Annotated in this window: 18 protein-coding genes and 1 tRNA gene; 7 read left to right on the forward strand and 12 right to left on the reverse strand. The window is 64.5% G+C overall.

Features of this window, described 5'->3' with window-relative positions:
• Nucleotides 1-22: 22 nt before the first annotated feature.
• Together Q4G24_RS15540 and Q4G24_RS15545 are read right to left on the reverse strand one after the other, a co-directional pair.
• Entirely contained in the window at nucleotides 23-412 is a 390-nt protein-coding gene (locus tag Q4G24_RS15540; protein ID WP_303367450.1) for a helix-turn-helix domain-containing protein, read from the reverse strand.
• Nucleotides 413-693: 281 nt separating this feature from the next.
• Nucleotides 694-770, reverse strand: a tRNA-Arg gene (locus Q4G24_RS15545).
• Nucleotides 771-865: 95 nt separating this feature from the next.
• Here Q4G24_RS15545 and Q4G24_RS15550 point away from each other — a divergent pair.
• From Q4G24_RS15550 to Q4G24_RS15565, 4 genes are all read left to right on the forward strand, one after another.
• Complete coding sequence (locus Q4G24_RS15550) at nucleotides 866-1,885, forward strand: LacI family DNA-binding transcriptional regulator (RefSeq protein ID WP_303367451.1); 1,020 nt, start codon at nucleotides 866-868, stop codon at nucleotides 1,883-1,885.
• A 64-nt stretch (nucleotides 1,886-1,949) separates the two neighbouring features.
• A complete protein-coding gene (locus Q4G24_RS15555) occupies nucleotides 1,950-2,888 on the forward strand; it encodes an ABC transporter permease (RefSeq protein ID WP_303367452.1) in 939 nt (312 codons plus the stop codon).
• Entirely contained in the window at nucleotides 2,885-3,697 is an 813-nt protein-coding gene (locus Q4G24_RS15560; protein ID WP_303367453.1) for an ABC transporter permease, read from the forward strand. Before Q4G24_RS15555 ends, Q4G24_RS15560 begins: the two co-directional genes overlap by 4 nt.
• The gene (locus Q4G24_RS15565) at nucleotides 3,694-5,253 is read left to right on the forward strand and encodes an ABC transporter ATP-binding protein (RefSeq protein ID WP_303367454.1); all 1,560 of its coding nucleotides are present in this window, start codon (nucleotides 3,694-3,696) and stop codon (nucleotides 5,251-5,253) included. Before Q4G24_RS15560 ends, Q4G24_RS15565 begins: the two co-directional genes overlap by 4 nt.
• A 90-nt stretch (nucleotides 5,254-5,343) precedes the next feature.
• Here the strand turns inward: Q4G24_RS15565 and Q4G24_RS15570 are convergent, their stop codons facing one another.
• Both Q4G24_RS15570 and Q4G24_RS15575 read right to left on the reverse strand, forming a co-directional pair.
• Complete coding sequence (locus Q4G24_RS15570; protein WP_303367455.1) at nucleotides 5,344-6,891, reverse strand: SH3 domain-containing protein; 1,548 nt, start codon at nucleotides 6,889-6,891, stop codon at nucleotides 5,344-5,346.
• 108 nt (nucleotides 6,892-6,999) lie between these two features.
• On the reverse strand, nucleotides 7,000-8,463 hold the full coding sequence (locus Q4G24_RS15575; protein ID WP_303367456.1) for an NAD-dependent succinate-semialdehyde dehydrogenase: 1,464 nt from the start codon (nucleotides 8,461-8,463) through the stop codon (nucleotides 7,000-7,002).
• A gap of 163 nt (nucleotides 8,464-8,626) precedes the next feature.
• On the opposite strand from Q4G24_RS15575, the gene Q4G24_RS15580 reads away from it, so the two are divergent.
• Nucleotides 8,627-9,295, forward strand: a complete 669-nt coding sequence (locus Q4G24_RS15580) for a DUF1236 domain-containing protein (RefSeq protein ID WP_303367457.1) — start codon at nucleotides 8,627-8,629, stop codon at nucleotides 9,293-9,295.
• A 46-nt stretch (nucleotides 9,296-9,341) separates the two neighbouring features.
• Here Q4G24_RS15580 and Q4G24_RS15585 read toward each other — a convergent pair whose 3' ends face one another.
• The 6 genes from Q4G24_RS15585 to fsa all read right to left on the reverse strand — a co-directional run bounded on the left by Q4G24_RS15585 (nucleotide 9,342) and on the right by fsa (nucleotide 15,782).
• Nucleotides 9,342-10,328, reverse strand: a complete 987-nt coding sequence (locus Q4G24_RS15585) for a P1 family peptidase (RefSeq protein ID WP_303367467.1) — start codon at nucleotides 10,326-10,328, stop codon at nucleotides 9,342-9,344.
• Nucleotides 10,329-10,429: 101 nt separating this feature from the next.
• Complete coding sequence (locus Q4G24_RS15590) at nucleotides 10,430-12,496, reverse strand: calcium-binding protein (RefSeq protein ID WP_303367458.1); 2,067 nt, start codon at nucleotides 12,494-12,496, stop codon at nucleotides 10,430-10,432.
• A 105-nt stretch (nucleotides 12,497-12,601) separates the two neighbouring features.
• Nucleotides 12,602-13,336, reverse strand: coding sequence for a DUF1013 domain-containing protein (locus Q4G24_RS15595; protein ID WP_303367459.1), 735 nt, complete (start codon nucleotides 13,334-13,336; stop codon nucleotides 12,602-12,604).
• Nucleotides 13,337-13,481: 145 nt separating this feature from the next.
• The gene (locus Q4G24_RS15600) at nucleotides 13,482-14,435 is read right to left on the reverse strand and encodes a tyrosine recombinase XerC (protein ID WP_303367460.1); all 954 of its coding nucleotides are present in this window, start codon (nucleotides 14,433-14,435) and stop codon (nucleotides 13,482-13,484) included.
• Between the two features lie 22 nt (nucleotides 14,436-14,457).
• Entirely contained in the window at nucleotides 14,458-15,129 is a 672-nt protein-coding gene (locus Q4G24_RS15605; protein ID WP_303367461.1) for a DUF484 family protein, read from the reverse strand.
• Nucleotides 15,126-15,782: a fructose-6-phosphate aldolase gene (gene fsa, locus Q4G24_RS15610; RefSeq protein ID WP_303367462.1), complete on the reverse strand. Its 657-nt coding sequence runs from the start codon at nucleotides 15,780-15,782 to the stop codon at nucleotides 15,126-15,128. Before fsa ends, Q4G24_RS15605 begins: the two co-directional genes overlap by 4 nt.
• 173 nt (nucleotides 15,783-15,955) lie before the next feature.
• On the opposite strand from fsa, the gene Q4G24_RS15615 reads away from it, so the two are divergent.
• Nucleotides 15,956-18,142 (forward strand): primosomal protein N', encoded by a 2,187-nt coding sequence (locus Q4G24_RS15615; protein WP_303367463.1) that lies wholly within the window; start codon nucleotides 15,956-15,958, stop codon nucleotides 18,140-18,142.
• A 69-nt stretch (nucleotides 18,143-18,211) separates the two neighbouring features.
• On the opposite strand, the gene Q4G24_RS15620 is transcribed toward Q4G24_RS15615, so the two are convergent.
• On the reverse strand, nucleotides 18,212-18,928 hold the full coding sequence (locus tag Q4G24_RS15620) for an LrgB family protein (protein WP_303367464.1): 717 nt from the start codon (nucleotides 18,926-18,928) through the stop codon (nucleotides 18,212-18,214).
• Nucleotides 18,928-19,290: a CidA/LrgA family protein gene (locus Q4G24_RS15625; protein WP_303367465.1), complete on the reverse strand. Its 363-nt coding sequence runs from the start codon at nucleotides 19,288-19,290 to the stop codon at nucleotides 18,928-18,930. The genes Q4G24_RS15620 and Q4G24_RS15625 overlap by 1 nt, the downstream gene beginning before the upstream one ends.
• Nucleotides 19,291-19,493: 203 nt before the next feature.
• Here Q4G24_RS15625 and Q4G24_RS15630 point away from each other — a divergent pair.
• Nucleotides 19,494-19,909, forward strand: a 416-nt coding sequence (locus Q4G24_RS15630) for an AAA family ATPase (protein WP_303367466.1), incomplete at its 3' end; no start/stop codon positions are given.

Here is a 19,909-nt window from a genome sequence, read left to right on the forward strand (position 1 = left end):
AAATAAAACCCGCAGACTCTCGTTATAAACGAGGGAACAAAGGGGGGCAGGTCAGGGGCGCGAGGTTGATGCCGAATTCATGCCGGATCACGCCGCGTAACCGGCTGCCGCTGCGGCGGGCGCGGTCGGTGCAGGATTTTGCGATGAGGCCGGTGGCAATCAGTTCGGCCTCAATCCGCGCGATCTGTCTGCGGTCGATACCGGTGAATGCGGCGATTTCCGTCACCGACGTCCAGAATGCGCAGATGCGTCCCTTGGCGAAGTCACCGTCATCGGTCGCGGTGATGGCGCAACGCAGATAGGCGATCGCGCCTTTGCTAAGGCCGATTTTGCGACGGGCAACCTCGATCAGGTGGAACAGTTTCCAGCGGCTCAGGCCTTCAGGCAAACCGGAATGGGTCAGCTGCGTCATGGCCGCACCCCCGAAAATCTATACGCGTTATTTTCAGCAGTTGATCCGCCGGCGGCATATGCGCTAGGATCATTGGGAAAGCTGGGTGCTTTTTTATGCGATTGAACCCCGGACTCGGTTGCCGCCGATCCGGGATTTTTCCTTGCACAATCCGCAGGTGACTGTACCGGATTTGTACAGGGGTTCGTGGTTAGTTCACGTTCTGACAACGTAAAACTGTGCACGCTTCTGCACGGAAATGCAGGCGCGCAAAGATATTGTGTTGTTTTTTCTGCATAAATTGGTGACCCCGGCAGGACTTGAACCTGCAACCTGCCCCTTAGGAGGGGGCTGCTCTATCCAGTTGAGCCACGGGGCCACGCAGCGGCCTGAATGCCCGGCCTTGTGGCAAAAGGCAACCTTGTCGCGCGAGGTGTTATCCGCTAACGCAGGGAAAACGACGCCGAGGCTCCTATGAATGACCGAAAACCCCGCCGCCCGCTGACCCTGCGCGATGTGTCCGAGGCATCCGGCGTCAGTGAAATGACCGTCAGCCGGGTCTTGCGCAACCGGGGCGATGTGTCGGCGGCGACGCGGGAAAAGGTGCTGACGGCGGCAAAGGCACTGGGCTATGTGCCGAACAAGATCGCCGGCGGATTGGCCAGCCAGCGGGTGAACCTTGTGGCGGTGGTGATCCCCTCGCTGTCAAACCTCGTGTTTCCTGATGTTCTTGGCGGGATCTCGGCAGAGCTGGACGATACCGGCCTGCAACCCGTGGTCGGCGTCACCAATTACTCGCCCGAACGCGAAGAATCGGTGCTTTACGACATGCTGTCATGGCGGCCTTCGGGGATCATTCTGGCCGGGCTGGAACACAGCGCCGCGTCAAAGGCGATGCTGGCCAATGCCGCCGTCCCGGTGGTCGAGATCATGGATGCCGGTGCGCCGGGCATTGATCTGGTCGTCGGCATCGACCACGCCCGTGCGGGGCGTGAAATGGCCGCGCAAATCATCAAGGCCGGTTATCGCCGCATCGGCTTTATCGGCACCCATATGCCAGAGGATCACCGCGCCAAAAAGCGCATGGCGGGCCTTGAGGCCGGGTTGACTGAGGCAGGCCTGAGCATTACTGCCCGCGAGTTTTATCAGGGCGGCTCATCGCTGCGAAAAGGGCGCGAGCTGACCGAACGCATCCTGACCCGCGAACCCGATCTGGATTTTCTGTATTTTTCCAACGACATGATTGGCGCGGGCGGGCTGATCTGGTGCCGCGATCAGGGCATCGACATCCCCGGCAAGCTGGGGCTGGCAGGGTTTAACGGCGTGGACCTGCTGGCGGGACTGCCGCTGCAACTGACCACCACCGACGCACGGCGCATCGACATCGGCCGCATCGCGGCACGGCTGGTCGCGGGCAAGGACACGCGCCCCGACAGCGGCATCATCGAGCTGGCCCCCACGATCCTGCCCGGCGACACCATCCGCAGCGCCTGAACCTTGGTCTTGCGCAAATCGCCCGGCTTGCCGCGCAAGGCCCAAGCCTCTAAGGCTTGACGCCATGTTGCATTATGCCACCCGCCGTCTGATCTCTCTGGGGCTGAGCCTGCTGGCGGCCTCGGTGCTGATCTTTGCGCTGACCGAGATCATTCCCGGCGACCCGGCCAGTTTCATGCTGGGCATCGGGGCGCAGCCCGATACGCTGGCGGCGCTGCGTGAGCAAATGGGGCTGAACCAGCCCTTCCCAATCCGCTATGCGCGTTGGATCGGGGCCATTCTGCAAGGCGATTTCGGGCAGAGCTTTACCTATAAATCCGACATCGGCCGGATCATCCTTGACCGGGCGCAGGTGTCCTTGCCGCTGGCGGTGATGGCGCTGGCGCTGGCGGTCGTGGTGGCCTTTCCGGTGGCGATATTTGCGGCCTCGCGCCGGGGGCGGGCGGGCGATCTGGCGACAATGGGCGTGGCGCAGATCGGCATTGCGCTGCCGAACTTCTGGTTCGCCATGATGCTGGTTCTGGTCTTTGCGGTGCGGCTGCGCTGGTTGCCTGCAGGCGGGTTTCCCGGCTGGACCGAGCCTTGGGCCGCGTTGAAATCGCTGCTGCTTCCTGCCGTGGCACTGGCCCTGCCACAAGCCGCGATCCTTGCCCGTGTGCTGCGATCGGCACTGATCGAAGCGTTGGGTCAGGATTACATCCGCACCGCCCGCGCCAAGGGGCTGACCCCGGCCCAAGCCCTGCGCCGCCACGCGCTGCGCAACGCGCTGATCCCGGCAGTCACGATCATGGGGATGCAGTTTTCCTTTCTGCTGGCCGGGGCAATCATCATTGAAAACGTGTTCTACCTGCCCGGCCTTGGACGGCTGATCTTTCAGGCGATCAACCAGCGCGACCTGATTGTGGTGCAATCCGCGGTGCTGGTGCTGGTGGCGGCGGTGATCCTTGTCACCTTTCTGACCGACCTGCTTTACGCCGTCGTTGACCCGAGGCTGCGGCGATGAGGCTGGCTCTGTGGCTTGGCGCCGCCCTGACCGGGCTGGCGGTGGCGGCTGCGCTGATCGCGCTGGTCTGGACGCCCTATGACCCGACAGCGCAAAGCATCGCGGCACGGCTGCAACCGCCATCACCGGCGCATTGGCTTGGCACCGACCACCTTGGCCGCGACATGCTGACGATGGTGATGACAGGGGCGCAAGTCTCGATCCTTGTCGCGGCGCTGGCGGTGGGTATTGGCGCAGGGCTTGGAGTGCCGCTTGGCCTCTTGGCGGCGGCCCGGCGCGGCGGCTGGCTGGACGAGCTTATCATGCGCGGCAATGATCTGATCTTCGCCTTTCCTTCGCTGGTTATTGCGGTTTTGTTAACCACGGTGTTCGGACCATCCGCCACCAATGCCATCATCGCCATCGGCATTTTCAACATCCCCGTCTTTGCCCGCGTCACCCGAGGCGGGGCGCTGCCGATCTGGACGCTGGATTATATCCGCGCCGCACGGGTGGCGGGCAAGGGCGCAGGTCGGATCAGTGCCGAACATATCCTGCCCAACATCGCCAACCTGTTGATTGTGCAAGGGACCATCCAGTTCAGCCTGGGGATTCTGGCCGAGGCCGGCCTGTCCTATGTCGGCCTTGGCACTCAGCCGCCAACGCCAAGCTGGGGCCGGATGCTGGCCGATGCGCAGACCATGGTGACGCTGGCCCCGCATGTCGCCATCGTGCCGGGGCTGGCCATTACGCTGACGGTTTTAGGGCTGAACCTGCTGGGCGACGGGCTGCGCGACCGGCTGGACCCTCGGCTGAAGGTGCTGCAATGAGCCTGCTGCACATCCGCGACCTGTCGGTAAACATCACGGGCCAGCCGGTGCTGCGCGGGCTGAACCTGTCGCTGGACCGGGGACAGATCCTTGGGCTGGTGGGAGAGAGCGGCTCGGGCAAATCCATGACCGCGCTGGCGGTGATCGGGCTGCTGCCCCCGCAAGCGCAGGCCACGGGTCAGGTTACGCTGGACGGCACCGACCTGATGCCTTTGCCCGAGCGCGAGATGTCCCGCATCCGCGGCAAGCGCATCGGGATGATTTTTCAAGAACCGATGACGGCGCTTAACCCGCTGATGAATATTGGCGATCAGGTGGCCGAGGTGCTGATGATCCACCAGCACATGCCGCGTGCCAAGGCACTGTCCCTTGCCCGCGAACGGCTGGACCGGGTGGGGCTGACCGGCGACCGCTTTCCCCTGACCCTGTTCCCGCATGAGCTGTCGGGCGGCCAGCGCCAGCGCGTCGCCATCGCGCTGGCCATCGCCGAGCGTCCTGATCTGCTGATCGCGGATGAACCCACCACCGCGCTGGATGTCACCACGCAAGCCGAAGTGCTGGACCTGCTCCGCGATCTGGTCCGGGATGAGGGCATGGCGCTGATCCTGATTACCCATGACCTTGCGGTGCTTGCCGGGATTGCCGATCAGGTCGCTGTGATGAAAGACGGCGAAATCATCGAACAAGGCCCCACCGAAACTGTCTTTCGCCAGCGTCGCCACCCCTATACGCAACGCCTGTTTGCAGCCTCGAACCACATCCCGGCGCAGGTTGCAGTTGTCCCCGACGACACCCCGATCCTGCGGGTCGAGGGCGTGGTTCGTGAATACCCCCTGCCCCGTGGCAAGGTGCTGCGGGCAGTGGATGGGGTGGATATGGCCATCGCAGACGGCGAATCCATGGGGCTGGTGGGCGAATCCGGCTGCGGCAAATCAACCCTGACCCGCGCCATCCTCGGGCTGGACCCGCTGCAAGGCGGGCGCATTCTGCTGGATGGCGAACCCGTCAGCCCGGCCATGCCCCGTGATGCCCGCGCCAAGGTGCAGGCGGTCTTTCAGGACCCGTTCGGCAGCTTTGATCCACGCTGGCGGGTCGGGCGGCTGATCGCAGAACCCTTTCACCTGACCGGAACGCCAAAGGACTGGCGCGACCGCGTGGCGCAGGCGCTGACCGAGGTTGGCCTGCCCACGGACGCCATGCGCCGCTATATCCATCAGTTTTCCGGTGGTCAGCGCCAGCGTATCGCCCTTGCCCGCGCCCTGCTGATCCGGCCCCGGCTGATCGTGCTGGACGAGGCCACCAGCGCATTGGATGTGCAGATCCGGGCGCAGATGCTGGACCTGCTGGCGCGGCTGCGGGCGGAACACGGGCTGGCTTATCTGTTCATCAGCCACGACCTCGCCACCGTCCGCGCCATCACCGACCGCGTGGCCATCATGGACAAGGGTCGCATCGTGGAAACCGGCGCAACCGCCGAAATCTGGTCCAGCCCGGCCCATCCGGTCACGCAACGCCTGCTGGCCGCAACGCCGCGCATCCCCGCCGATTGGGGCTGAACACCTCTCTTTTGTCTATAAATATCCCCGCCGGAGGCTCCTGCACGGGCAGATGCCTCCGGCGGGGATATTTAAGTGAAGAAGAACGGCTTAGTTCCCAAACACCACCGCGCTCGGCACTTCGTAGCGTTCATTGCCCATGGTGATCACCATGATGTCGCCGCGCATGGTGGTGTCGGCACCCAGCTCTTGCGCAGGGCGACCGGCACGGAACAGGATACGGCGCTCGCCGCCGCCGGGCCATGCGACCGTAACCGAAGCATTGCCGCTGCCCGAGCGTTCAACCGTATAGTTGCAGCTTTGCGTCAACATGCTGGCGCTGGCCGAACACGGCAGGCTGCCGCTGGCGCCGGTTGTCCCGGCGGTGCTGGCCGCTGCCGGGGTCGCCGCTGCCGGGGCTGCGCTGACGCTGTCGGTGGTCAGAAACTCCTGTGCGGCCCAGCCGGTCTGGCCGGTGCTGGTCTCAACCTGGCACCAGTTGCGGCCCTCGGCATTGGCACAGCCCAGACGCCGGACCGAAGTCCCCCGCGGCAGGGTTGCCACGATCCCCGAAGTCGTCGTCGCCGCATTGCGCAGGTTCACCGAACTGGCACTGACCTGCATCATCACCGGCGCTTGCGCGGCGGGTGCGGGCGTCGTCGTTGCCGCAGCCGCAGTCGGCGCACCGACGGTTGCCCCTGCTGCCGCACGGGTCAGGAAATCCTGTGCCGCCCAGCCGGTCTGGCCGTTGGCGGTCTCGACCTGACACCAGTTGCGGTTCTCGGCCCATGTGCAGCCCAGATTGCGCACCACCGTGCCGCGCGTCAGCACCGTAACAACGCCCGTCGAGGCCGAAGGCGAGCCGCGCAGGTTCAGCGATGTGCCGGTCACTTGCAGCAGATCCCCGGTCGAGGGAGAGTTGCCACCGCCCGTCGCAGGGGCCGCAGGGGCCGCCGCCGGAGTAGTGGGTACAGCAGCAGGTGCCGCGGCGCTGCCCGCGGTCAGGAACTCTTGCGCAGCCCAGCCCTGAACCCCGGCGCTGGTCGTAACCTGACACCACGTCCGCCCCTCGGCCTCGCGGCAACCGCGATTAGTCAGCACATCGCCACGCGGCGCCACACCCGCCGTTCCGGCACTGGTCGAAGGTTGCGAGCGAATATTCAGCGAGGTGGCAACCCCGGTCACGGTGAAACTTTCCGGCCCACGGGTCAGCCCTTCCGGCGTCTGGCTGCCCGGGTCAGCCTGCCCGGACAGGCGCAGCTCCAGCCGCATCGCGGCGCGCTGGCCCTGCTGCGCGGCGGGGCCGGTCAGATAGGTTTGCAGCGTGTATTTCCCGCTTTCCGGCAGGGTCAGATTGGCAACCGCGCCTTGGGTCTGGCTGTCGAACAGCGCCGCACCTGCGCCGGGCGCGACACCAGGCGCATAAACCCGGAAATAAGCCGCCGGATTATCGCTGGACATGGAAATCGCCAATTGCTGCCCGCGAGAGGCCGCAAGCCCGTATTCCGCCGTATCTGCCCCTGACAAGGTGGAATTGACCAGCGTTGCCGCCAGCCCCTCGGGAAACTCGATATCCCGGATCATCGCCGCCCCAGCCGGACCAGCCAACAGCGCCGCCAGCGAACAGGCCAGCACCGCGCCGCGAATCGTCATGCGCATGTTTTCGCTCCTTTGCCTCGGTGTCGCGGTCGTGGCGCCGCGATCACCCGTTATTTTCTTGGCCTATCTGCCGGAAATGGGCAAATGACAAGCGCGTATATGCGGCAATCAGACCGACAGGCAGATATATTTCATTTCCAGATAGTCCTCGATCCCGTGGCGGCTGCCTTCGCGGCCAAGGCCGGACTGTTTCACCCCGCCAAAGGGGGCAACCTCGGTCGAGATCAGCCCGGTATTCACGCCGACGATCCCGTATTCCAGCGCCTCCTGCACGCGGGTGATGCGACCAATGTCACGGGCATAGAAATAGGCCGCCAGCCCGAAAATCGTGTCATTCGCCATCGCAATGACCTGATCTTCGCTGTCAAAACGGAACAGCGGCGCAACCGGGCCAAAGGTTTCCTCACGCGCGACCTTCATCGCCTGCGTGACGCCGGTCAGCACCGTGGGCTGAAAGAAATTGCCCTCCATTGCCGCGCCGCCCGCCAGCACCTGCCCGCCGCCGTCCAGCACGTCCTGAATATGGTCGCGCACCTTATCGGCAGCATCTGCGTTAATCAGCGGCCCGGTGGTGACGCCTTCGGTCAACCCGTCACCCACGTTCAGCTTGCCCACCGCCGCTGCCAGCTTGTCTGCAAAGGCGTCATAGACTCCGGCCTGCACATAAATGCGGTTCGCACAAACGCAGGTCTGGCCGTTGTTACGGAACTTGGACGCCATTGCACCTTCGACCGCCTTATCCAGATCGGCGTCGTCAAAGACGATGAAGGGCGCGTTGCCGCCCAGCTCCATGCTGCATTTCAGCACCTGATCGGCGGCCTGCCGCAACAGGATACGCCCCACCTCGGTCGAGCCGGTAAAGGTCAGTTTGCGGACCTGAGGGTTCTCGCAGAACTCTTTGCCGATGTCGCTGCTACGGGATGAGGTCACGACGCTGAAAATCCCCTTGGGCAACCCGGCGCGTTCGCCAAGCACCGCCATCGCCAGCGCCGACAGTGGGGTTTCCGCCGCAGGCCGCGCCACGAAACCACAGCCAACCGCCAGCGCCGGAGCACATTTGCGGGCAATCATCGCATTGGGAAAGTTCCAGGGCGTGATGCTGGCCACCACGCCAATGGGCTGGCGGATCACCGTCAGCCGCTTGTCCGCCATATGACCGGGGATGGTCTCACCATAGACGCGCTTGGCCTCCTCTCCGAACCATTCGATAAAGCTGGCACCATAGGCGATTTCGCCGCGCGCTTCGGCCAGCGGCTTGCCCATCTCGGCGGTCAGGATGGTGCCAAGATCGTCCTGATGCTGCATCATCAAATCGAACCAGCGGCGCATGATCTGCGCCCGGTGCTTGGCGGGTTGCGCAGCCCAGTCTTTCATCGCCACGGCCGCTGCCGCAATGGCGCGGGCGGCATCATCGCGGCTCATATCCGCAACCTTGGCAATCACATCGCCGCGCGCCGGGTTCAGCACATCGAAGGTCTTTTGCCCCTCGACCCATTCGCCCGCGATATAGGCACGGGTTTCCAGAAGTGTCGGGTCTTTCAGCAGGGATTTCAGATCGGTGTTTGCAGTCACGGCGGCCTCCTCTGTCGCGGTCAGGAAAGATCACCACGCAGACCCGGTTTTGTCCAGCGCAGCAAAATCATCACGATTTCGTGAACGAACCGCGCACCGATTAAACTGGTTAGTGTGCCAGACGCCCCGCGTTCGGGGCGGGTTAACGAGTATGAGGTTACTGATGCGTAAACTGTTTGCAACGACTGCTGTTGCCCTGATGGCGCTTGCCGGTGCTGCCAGCGCCGATACCGCCGCGACGGCGGCCACCGATCTGAACCTGCGTTCGGGGCCGGGGGTGCAGCATGACGTGACCGGCTTTATCAAGGGCGGCGACGAAGTTTCCGTGCGTGGTTGCATCACCGAAGCCAACTGGTGCGAAGTCACCTATGGCGAGGCGACCGGCTGGGCCTATGGCGACTATCTGACCATCGGTGAAGGTGATGAGGTTCAGGCTCTCTATCCGAACCGCGAGACCATCGGCGTCAGCGTTATCGAATACACCCCGCGCGAAGCTGTCGAAAAAGAAGCCACCAACACCGCCGTTGGCATGGGCGGCGGCGCTGCCGTGGGGGCCATCGTGGGCGGCCCGGTCGGTGCGCTGGTTGGCGCGGCCATCGGCACGGTCGCCGGGGCCTCGGCTGACCCCGCCGAGGAAGTCCGCACCTATGTCTTTGAGCATCGGCAAGAGCCGGTTCTGCTGGATGGCGAAGTCGTCGTCGGCGCGGGCATCCCGGACAGCGTAACGCTTTACGACATCCCGGAGCATCCCGAATACAAGTATCTTACCGTGAACGGCCAGCCCGTTCTGGTGAACCCGGAAGATCGCAAGATCGTTCACATCTATCGCTGATCCCCTCTTGGCGATGGTCGGGGCGGTGCCGCAAGGTGCCGCCCTTTTATCTTCCGTAACGTGCCTGCCAGCAGGGTTGCAGATCCCCCGGTGCCGGGCGGGCGGCATGAACCGCCCGCGCAATCGCCCGCGCCAGCACGCAGGCGGCGGCATGGCCGATCTGAAACGGGGCCGTCAGGGCATCAACCTGAACCGCACCCGTGGACAGGGCGAATACCAGATCACCGTCCAGCGGCGTGTGCGACGGCACCAAAGCCCGCGCCATCCCGTCATGCGCCGCCACCGCCATGCGCGTAACCTGCGCCTTGTCCAGCCGGGCATCTGTAGCAACAATGGCAATCGTTGTCGCCGCGCCGGGCTGTTTTTCGGGTAGAGGCTCCCATTCTGCGCCATGGCCTTTGGTCAGACCAAGCGCGCCGAACTCATCCGCCATTTCCCAGGGCGCGGCATGGAATCGCCCGTCAGGCCCGGTCGCACGGCCAAGTGCATTGACCACAACAAGCGCCCCGACCGTGACCCCGCAATCCAGCACTGCCGAGGCCGACCCAAGCCCGCCTTTCAGATCGCCCGTCATCGCCCCGACGCCCGCCCCCGCGGACCCAAGCGCGAAATCCTGTCCCGCAACATCATAAGCAGCCCGCCCAAGCGCGGAATAAGGGTTTTCCGTCCAATCCTTCGCACCACCATTCAGCAGGTCGAACACGATCGCCCCCGGCACAATCGGCACCCGCGCCGCACCGACCGCAAAGCCGCGCCCGGCAGCGTGCAGCCCGGCCATCACCCCGTCACACGCCGCCAGGCCAAAGGCCGAACCCCCAGCCAGCACCAGCGCATCCACCCCGCCAACCAGTTTGTCCGGGGCCAGCAGATCGGTTTCCCGCGTCCCCGGTGCGCCACCCATGACATGCACCCCGCAAACCGCAGGCTGATCCGCGACCAGCACCGTCACCCCAGATTTCAGCCGCCCGTCCTGCGCCTGCCCGACCCGCAGTCCGGCAATATCGGTTATCAGATTTCGTGGTCCCGGCTGCATCAGTGGCTCCTCTGGCTTCTTCTTCACTTAAATATCCCCGCCGGAGGCATCTGCCAGCGCCGTATGCCTCCGGCGGGGATATTTAGGGACAAAAGATAGGGTCAATCCCCGGCCTGACGCGCGGCCTCAGCGGCGCGGCGGCGGCGTTCCAGCTTGGCTTTTTGCTTTTCGGTCAGTTCAGCGGGGCGGATCAATGCCACATCATCGCGCAGGCCGATCATGGCCGGGCGGATCGCCTCGACCGAGGCTTCCCCCCGCGCGATATCCGGCAAGGGCAGGACGATCACCGTGTCCTGACGGGTCGTCAGCCTTATCCCTTCCAGATCGGAACTGACGGTGATCTGCTTCACTTTCGGGTTACGGCTGAGGATGCTCAGATCCAGCTTGTCCAGAGCCGGGTCGAAATCCTCGATCCTGATGCGGCTGCCGATGACCGGGCGGAACCGATCCGCGCCGGGACCGCCACGCATGATCGTATCCGCCCCGGCAACCCCGGTCAGCGTGTCATCGCCCGGTCCGCCATCCAGTGTGCCGCTGGCTTCCAGTTGATCGTTGCCGGGACCACCGAAGATCATATTCGCGCCTTCGGGATCAAAGATCACATCATCGCCTTCGCCACCGTCGATCTGGTCATCACCGGGACCACCGAACAGGACATCATCGCCCCCTGCGCCGATCAGCGTATCCTGCCCCGTGCCGCCGTAAAGCATGTCCAGCCCTTCCGCCCCGGTCAGCCGGTCATCGCCCTGCAAACCAAACAGCAGCCCGTAATTCTGTGCCAGCCCGATGGTCATGCCGGTCAGGTTGCTGGACGGGCCGGTTTCCACTTGCAGATCGTCGGGGCCTTCGGTGCCGCTGTGGCGGCTGCCCTCGGGATCCTCGGGCGGGGTTTCGTTGCGCATCCATGCCAGCATCCCGAAAGCGGCCGCCATATGCCGGATCGCATAGCCATCCCCGCTGCCATAGATCAGGTCCGAGCGGCGGCTGGAAACCGGCCACCATGTATAGCCCACGCCCTGATCCGCCAGTTGATACAGGGTCCGCGCCCAGTTCCAGCCGGCAATCGCGGTCTTGTCGTCGGTGTCGGGGTTCATAAAGCCGTGTCGCGTCGGCAGGTGGGTTTCCGTCACCAGCACGTCGCCTTGCAGCCCCTTGTAAAACTTACGCATCCGGCTGTTGAACCCCTGTCCAAGCGCATCGGGATATTTCGACACTACCCAGCCGGGATACATATGCGCCGACCAGACCAGCCTGTCCCCGGCAGCCTGCCGGATCAGCGCCTGATCGAGATACTGAAACCGGGCCGAGGCCCCCTGCCCGCCGACCAGAATCCGCGCCTGCCCCCAATCCAGCGCCGGATCGGAAATCAGGTCGTGCATATGCTGGCTGTAGATCGGTGCGCCGTCTTCCTTGCGGCCATAGGCCATCGGCTCGTTCAACATCTCCCAGCCCCAGACGGCGCTCAGGATCGGGACATTTTCCGGCTGGCGCATGAAATCCAGCACCCGGACCCAACCGTCGCGGATGTCCTCGATCGGCCATTGCGTATCGTCCGCCCGCGTCAGCGCATCCGCCGGGCCAATCATCTCCAGCGGCAGGCGACGCGCGCCCCCTTGCTCTACCGGCAGGGCAGCACCGGAAAAGCGGCCATCGGTATAGTCAATGATAAAGCGAAACCCCTGCTCAGCCCCGGCCAGCGCCACCGCCCGCCACGCCTCGCGCCGGGCCGGATTGTCCAGAGTCTCGGCATTCAGGTCCAGCCTAAGCGTATTCACCACCGGCAGACCCCGGCGCAGCGCCGCCATGAAGGCCGCGGGATCATCGCCCGGAAATTGCAGCAAAACGCCGGTATCCGTGCGCCATGCGACCGAGGCTTGCAGCCCCGGCGCCAGCGCCCGGCCCGCGCCTTCGTTACGATAAACCACCCGAAGCGGCTGACCATCCGGGCCGGTTATGGGCGCGCCGGTCTTTGGGTCGAACACTTCGGCAATCTGGCGGCCACCCTCATCCCCGACGCGGCTCACGACGTAGCCGTAAAAGCGTGCGTCCAGCGGACTGCCATCAGGCTGGCGCACCTCGGCGGGGGCGCTGATATAGCTGACATAGCTGTTGGCCAGCGCCACAGCGCGAATATCTGCGGTATCCGAATTGAAATCCAGCGCGATCATCACGGCCCCCTGCTGATCCGCCCGATTGATAGCAGCTTCACCCCGGACCGCTAAATCACAAATACAAAAGGCGGCACCGCAGCGCCGCCTTTATTCTGGACAGGATCAGTCGTCCTGATCGTCCTCATCATCACCCGGCAGGTTAAAGAAACTGTCCGCGTCCAGTTCCTGTTCCGGCTTCTCCTCGGCCCCGGTGAGCGAAAAGTTTTCCAGCCCCTGCATCGAGGACGGCAGGCGCGGCTCATCCGACATCGACAGCGAAGCCTCGGTCGAGACCAGCTTGCGACGCTCGTCATCGGTCATCACGCCATCGCCGGCCTTGCCCTTGGCGGCCTTCTGAACGGCGGCATCCAGTTCCGACTGGCGGCAGAGACCAAGCGCCACCGGATCAATGGGCTGGATGTTCTGGATGTTCCAGTGGGTGCGTTCGCGGATCGCCTGAATCGTCGGCTTTGTGGTGCCGACCAGCTTGCTGATCTGCGCATCAGCCAGTTCCGGGTGAAACTTGACCAGCCACAGGATTGCCGCCGGGCGGTCCTGACGCTTGGACAACGGGGTATAGCGCGGGCCACGGCGCTTTTCCTCGCCCTCGGCAGCGGGGTTGTGTTTCAGCTTCAGCACATGGCTGGGATTGGCCTCGCCGCGGGTGATCTCCTCGGCATCCAATTGATTGCTGGCAACCGGATCAAAGCCCTTGACGCCGGTGGCCACATCACCATCGGCAATGCCCTGAATCTCCAGCTCATGCATACCGCAGAAATCGGCAATCTGCTTGAAGCTGAGCGTGGTGTTGTCGATCAGCCAGACGGCGGTGGCCTTGGCCATCAGCGGTTTGTTCATGGGCGTCTCCTTTATACGCATGGCCCCATAGCCGGGCCACGGGGGTTCCGAGGCCGGGAAAACGGCTGGCGCAGGGGCCTGGCGGCGTTTTCGGGGGAAAATCCGCGCCAATATAACGGGACACGCAGCAAAGGAAAAGAGGCGATCAGCCGCGTGGATGGGCGGCGCGATAAACCGCCAGAAGATGCGCGTCATCAATGCCGGTATAGACCTGCGTCGTGGACAGGCTGGCATGGCCCAGCAATTCCTGAATCGTGCGCAAATCCCCTCCCGCCGCCAGCAGATGCGTGGCAAAACTATGCCGCAGCGCGTGGGGCGTAGCCGAGGGTGGCAGACCCAAGCCCTGACGCGCCGTGACCATTGCCCGGTCCACCACGGTTTTGCTCAGTCGCCCGCCACGCACCCCACGAAACAGCGGATCACCAGCTTGCAAGCCATAGGGGGAGCGCGACAGATAATCCGCAATCGCCGCGCGGGTTACAGGCAGAACCGGCACGATCCGTTCCTTGTCCCCCTTGCCCCGCACCCGCAGCGATTCGCCCATCGGCCAGTCGCTGCCATCCAGCGCCAGCGCCTCTGATATGCGCAGCCCCGAGCCGTAAAGCAGCGTCAGCACCGCCAGATCCCGCGCGGCGACCCAAGGCGTCGGGTGCGCCTCGGCCACGCTGTCCAGCAGATCACGGGCCTGATCCGGCGTGACAGGGCGCGGCAGGCTCCGGCTGTATTTCGGGCTGCGCGTGTTCAGCGCCGCTGACAGATCATAGCCTTCGCGGTCCGCAATCCAGCGCAGGAAAGACCGCACCGCCGACAATCGCCGCGAGACGGAACGCGGTGCCTGATCCGCCTTGCGCTGTGCGGCGGCAAAAGCGTGCATCTGCGGCTGACGCAGCCCCGCCAGCGATTTCGGCGTCGCAGGCTGCCCCTCGTAATCACCCAGGAATTGCAGAAAAATCGTCAGATCAGCGCGGTAAGCGGTGATCGTATGGGGCGCACGGTCGCGCACCGCCGCGATGTGATCCAGCCAGCGGGCCAGCGCATCCGACATCGCCGGGGCCAGCACCTGACCGGCACCGGCGTGGGGATTGCCGCCGCCGCTCATGGCCGCTGCCCTGCCCCCCGCATCAGTCCCGCAACCAGCGCAGCAGATTCAGTCGCACCACCTGACCGAAGAACCGCAGCAGATCCGTGCCTTGCGCCGGGCTAAAGCGCCCCGCCTCGGCAGCCCCCATCAGCAGCAGCGCGGGCGGGCCATCCGGGCCAAGATCCAGCGGAATCAGCGCCTCGGACCGGACCGTCTGGCCATGCAGCGGGCGGGTTTGCGCCACCGCCGCACGCAGAATCACCTCAGCCCCGCGCAGGCTGCGGCGACCGGCGGACAGCATCTCGGCGGTGGTGCCGGGCGTAACCGTGACCAGCCCCGGCCCGACGGCAGGGACATCGCCCTCAATCACCAGCCGCAGGGTCTCGATCCGCAGCATCGGCGCCACATCCTGTTCAAGCACCTGAACAAAACCCGCCAGATCAACGGGTTCCAGCATCGCCAGCACTGCGCGATGCACCAGCGCGGTGCCGGACTGGTTTTCATAAGCCGCCGAAATCACCGTCTCATGCGCGGTTTCCAGCCGGTCAAGCCGCCCCTCCAGCACCTCCATCGCACGACCACGAATGTCGATGACATTGCCGCCCTGCGCATCCTGATCGGCGGCGACCAACGCCCGCATCAAATCCCGATCCTCCAGCAGAGCGGAAGGATCGGCCAGCAGCTTGTCGCGGGTTGCCGGGTCCAGCGTCATGCGCCGATCTTCTGCCCGGTTGCGGCCCAGTCCTTGTTGAACTGATCCAGCCCCTTGTCGGTCAGAACATGGTTGGCCATTGCCTTGATGACGGCGGGCGGCGCGGTAATCACATCGGCCCCGACCAGCGCGCAGTCGGTGATATGGTTCACGCTGCGGATCGAGGCCGCCAGAACCTGCGTTTCATAGCCGTAATTGTCATAGATCTGGCGGATGTCCTCAATCAGTTGCATCCCGTCCAGATTGATGTCGTCCAGCCGCCCGATAAAGGGGCTGATGAAGGTCGCGCCAGCCTTGGCCGCCAGAATCGCCTGCGCGGGCGAGAAGCACAGCGTCACGTTAACCATATGCCCTTCCGAGGACAGCGCCTTGCAGGTCTGCAAACCGGCCCAGGTCAGCGGCACCTTGACCGCGATATTCGGCGCGATGGCGGCCAGATGCTTGCCCTCGCGGATCATGTCGGCGGCGTTATCGGCCACCACCTCGGCAGAGACCGGCCCCTCGACCATTTGCGCGATTTCGCGGGTCACTTCCTCGATATTGCGGCCTGATTTCAGGATCAGCGAGGGGTTCGTCGTGACCCCATCCACCATGCCAAGATCATTCAATTCACGGATTGCATCCACATCAGCGGTATCGACAAAAAACTTCATGGTCCGGCTCCATCTCAAGGGTCGGGGCAGAGATACCGCAGAAATGCGGCTGGATAAAGATACCCCGGCGGGCGATTCGGGGCGTGGGCCGGTCCGGCATAACAGCCAAGGGTTAAGAAACCGCTAAAACCTTGCAACCTGCCGTCACTATGTCTTTATCAGCAGCGATGCTGATGCCTGAAACCTTCCCTGCCCGCGCCCGAATCGCGGTGCTGACGACAGAACCCGTCGGCACGCTGGATTATCTGGCGCCCGAAGGCGGGGTCGCAACGGGTCAGATCGTGCTGGCACCGTTGGGGCCGCGCCGGGTGCTTGGGCTGGTGACGGGGCCGGGTCAGGGCGGCTTTGACGCCACAAAACTGCGCCCGATCACGCGCGTTCTGGATGCCGCGCCGCTGACCCCACCGATGGTCGATTTCCTGATCCGCGCGGCGGAATATACGCTGACGCCGCTGCCTCTGATGCTGCGCATGGCCCTGCGCGCGCCCGATCTGGACCAGCCCGCCGCCGCGCGGAAGGTTATTGAACGCACAGGCCCGCCCCCGGCCCGCATGACCCCGGAACGCGCGGAAGTCCTGCGGGTGCTGGACGATCACGGCGGGGCGCGGTTTGCGCCTGCGGAACTGGCGGCGCTGGCGAATGTCAGCGTGGGCGTGGTCAAGGGGCTGGTCTCTGCCGGCACGCTGACCGAGGTGCAGGCCCCGCGCGACCTGCCCTATCCGCGCCTTGACCCCAACCGTCCGGGCAAACCGCTGGCCCCCGATCAGCAAGCCGCCTCGGACGCGCTGCGGGCCGGGCTGCGCGACGGTTACGCTACCACCTTGCTGCGCGGCGTCACCGGCTCTGGCAAGACCGAGGTTTACCTTGAAGCCGTCGCGGAATGTCTGCGGGCGGGCCGTCAGGCGCTGGTCCTGCTACCGGAAATCGCGCTGTCCGCCGGGTTTCTGGACCGGGTCGAGGCCCGCTTTGGCGCCCGCCCCGGCGAGTGGCACAGCGGCATCACCAGAACCGAGCGCCGCCGCCTCTGGCACATGGCCGGTCAGGGCGAGGTCGGGCTGGTCGTCGGCGCGCGTTCGGCGCTGTTCCTGCCGTTCCGCGACCTTGGCCTGATCGTCGTCGATGAGGAGCATGATTCCAGCTATAAACAAGACGATGGCGTGACCTATAATGCCCGCGATATGGCGGTGCTGCGGGCGTCGCTGAACGGGGCACAGGTGGTACTGGCCTCGGCCACGCCAGCGGTGGAAACTTGGGTAAATGCAGCGCAGGGGAAATACCGGCGGCTGGATCTGACAACCCGCTTCGGCACCGCTGAACTGCCGGAAATGTCCCCCATCGACCTGCGGGCCGAGGCGATGAAACCCGGCTCATGGATTTCACCCACGCTGGCACAGGCGGTTGACGCACGGCTGGTGCGGGGCGAGCAATCGCTGCTGTTTCTGAACCGGCGCGGCTATGCGCCCGTCACCGTCTGCCGCGCCTGCGGTCAGCAGATCGCCTGCGACCATTGCGATGCGCGGATGGTTGAGCATCGCTTTCAGAATCGCCTGATCTGCCACCAATGCGGCGAGTCAAAGCCGATCCCGCAAGCCTGCCCCTCTTGCGGGGTCGAGGGCCGTCTGGCCCCCATCGGACCGGGGGTCGAACGACTGGCCGAGGAGGTCGCGGCCCGCTTTCCCGATGCCCGCGCAACCATCCTGTCCAGCGACCTGTTCGGCAGCGCAAGGGCGCTGAAGGAAACCATAGCCGGGATCGAATCCGGTGATTGCGACATTATCATCGGCACACAAATTGTCGCCAAAGGCCATAATTTCCCGCAACTTACGCTGGTTGGCGTGATCGACGCCGATCTTGGGCTGCAAGGTGCGGATTTGCGGGCGGCAGAGCGCTCGTTCCAGTTGATCCGGCAGGTTGCAGGTCGCGCGGGCCGTGCCGAAGGGGCCAAAGGGCTGGCGCTTTTGCAGACCCATCAGCCCGAACATCCGGTGATCCGTGCGATTCTGGCAGGCGATGATGAGGGCTTCTGGAACGCCGAGGCAGCCGCCCGTCAGACCGCCGGGATGCCACCTTTCGGGCGGCTGGCGGGAATTATCCTGTCGCATCCCGATCTGGAACAGGTCAGCCGCTTTGCCCGTCATCTGGCCGGGCTGGCCGCACCGCTGCGCGAAGCCGGTGCCGAATTATGGGGACCGGCCCCCGCCCCCATCGCCCGCATCCGGGGCCGCCATCGCGTGCGGATGCTGGTCAAAGCGCCGCGTCAAGCCCCGATCCAGCGGGCAATTTCAGACTGGCTGGCGCCGGTAAAATTACCCCGCGACATGCGGCTGTCGGTGGATATAGACCCGCAGAGTTTCCTTTAACCGGATATTAAGACCTGCCGTGCAAAGGTGATTTCGGGCGACGAATCACGGTTGCAACAAACGGAGGGGTTACAAAAACAGGGCCAGAACCAACGGCGCAAGGATCGCCGTCACCACCGCATTCAGACCCATGCCAAGCCCGGCAAAAATGCCTTGCGTCTCGCCTGCCTGAAAGGCGCGGGCAGTGCCGATGCCATGCGCCGCCGTGCCGGTCGCCAGCCCTCGGGCGCGGCGGTCATAGACACGGCACAGGTTCAGCAACGGTGTCGCAAGGATGGCGCCGACAATGCCGGTGACAATCACCAGAACCGCCGTCAGAGTCGGCTGGCCGCCAAGCGATTGTGCGATCCCGATGGCCACCGGCGAGGTCGTCGATTTCGGCGTCAGCGAGGCCATCAGCATCGCATCCATGCCAAAGATGCGGGCAATCACCAGCACGCTGACCATCGCCGTCAGCGACCCGGCCAGCAGCCCCGCAATCAGCGGCCACAGGGTTTTGCGCACCCGGCTCAGGTTGTCATACAGCGGCAGGCCAAGTGCCACCGTCGCCGGGCCAAGCATGAAATGGACGAACTGTGCGCCCTCGAAATAGGTCGCATAGCTGGTTCCGGTCAGCGTCAGAACCGTGCCGAGGATCGCCATGGCAATCAGCACCGGGTTAATCCAACTGCGCCCCCGGCCCAGCCGGAAGGCCGCGTCACCGACCCAATAGGCCGCCAGCGTCGCGGTCAGCCACAGCAAAGGGGATTGCGCCAGATAAGACCAGATCAGTGCCGCATCATCCATTATTCTTCGTCCTCATCGGTTGCTCCAATCCGGCGCGCGACGAATTGGAACACCAGCCCGCCCACGACAATCGCCATCGCGGTCGAGACAACGATGGCGACGGCAAAGCCAATGGCGTGCTGCTCCAACACCCCAAGCTGGGCAACCACGCCGACACCTGCGGGGACAAAAAACAGCGACAGGTTGCCCAGCAAAAGCTGCGCCACCGGCCGCAGCAGTTCGACCAGACGCGGCCAGATCGCGCAAAGGGCAACCAGATACAGCAGGCCCAAGACCGGGCCAGGCACAGGCAAATGCAGGGCGCGGGTGGTAACTTCGCCCGCAAGCTGAAAGGCAAGGATGATGACAAGACCGGGAACCATCCCCGCAATCTGCCGCGTGATCGCCCGCCTTGCAATCGCGCTGATCCTGCGTTTTGCGCAACCACGCTGCCCGATGCCTGCATGGCCACACCCGCATATCGTGGCAATACCATCACCAGCCCCCAAATATAGCGGTTTGCGATTGACCCGTGGCTGCGGTAACGGCACAATTTCTTGGTTTACCCGGTTCTGGACAGCCGCCCTTGCGATTCGACCGCCTGCGCCTCAATGGCTTCAAAAGCTTTGTGGACCCCACGGATCTGGCTATCCGCGAGGGGCTGACCGGCGTGGTCGGCCCGAATGGCTGCGGCAAGTCGAACCTGCTGGAGGCGCTGCGCTGGGTCATGGGCGAAAATCGCCCGACCGCCATGCGCGGCGACGGGATGGAGGACGTGATTTTCGCCGGCACCAGCCAGCGCGGCGCACGGTCCCATGCCGAAGTCACGCTGACGATCGACAATCACGAACGGCTGGCACCTGCGGGTTTCAACGACAGCGATGCGCTGGACATCAGCCGCCGGATCACCCGCGACGCAGGCAGCGCCTATCGGATCAACGGCAAAGAGGTCCGCGCCCGCGATGTGCAGATGCTGTTCGCGGATGCCTCGACCGGGGCGCA

The organism is Paracoccus sp. (in: a-proteobacteria) (assembly GCF_030538695.1).
GTDB lineage: Bacteria > Pseudomonadota > Alphaproteobacteria > Rhodobacterales > Rhodobacteraceae > Paracoccus.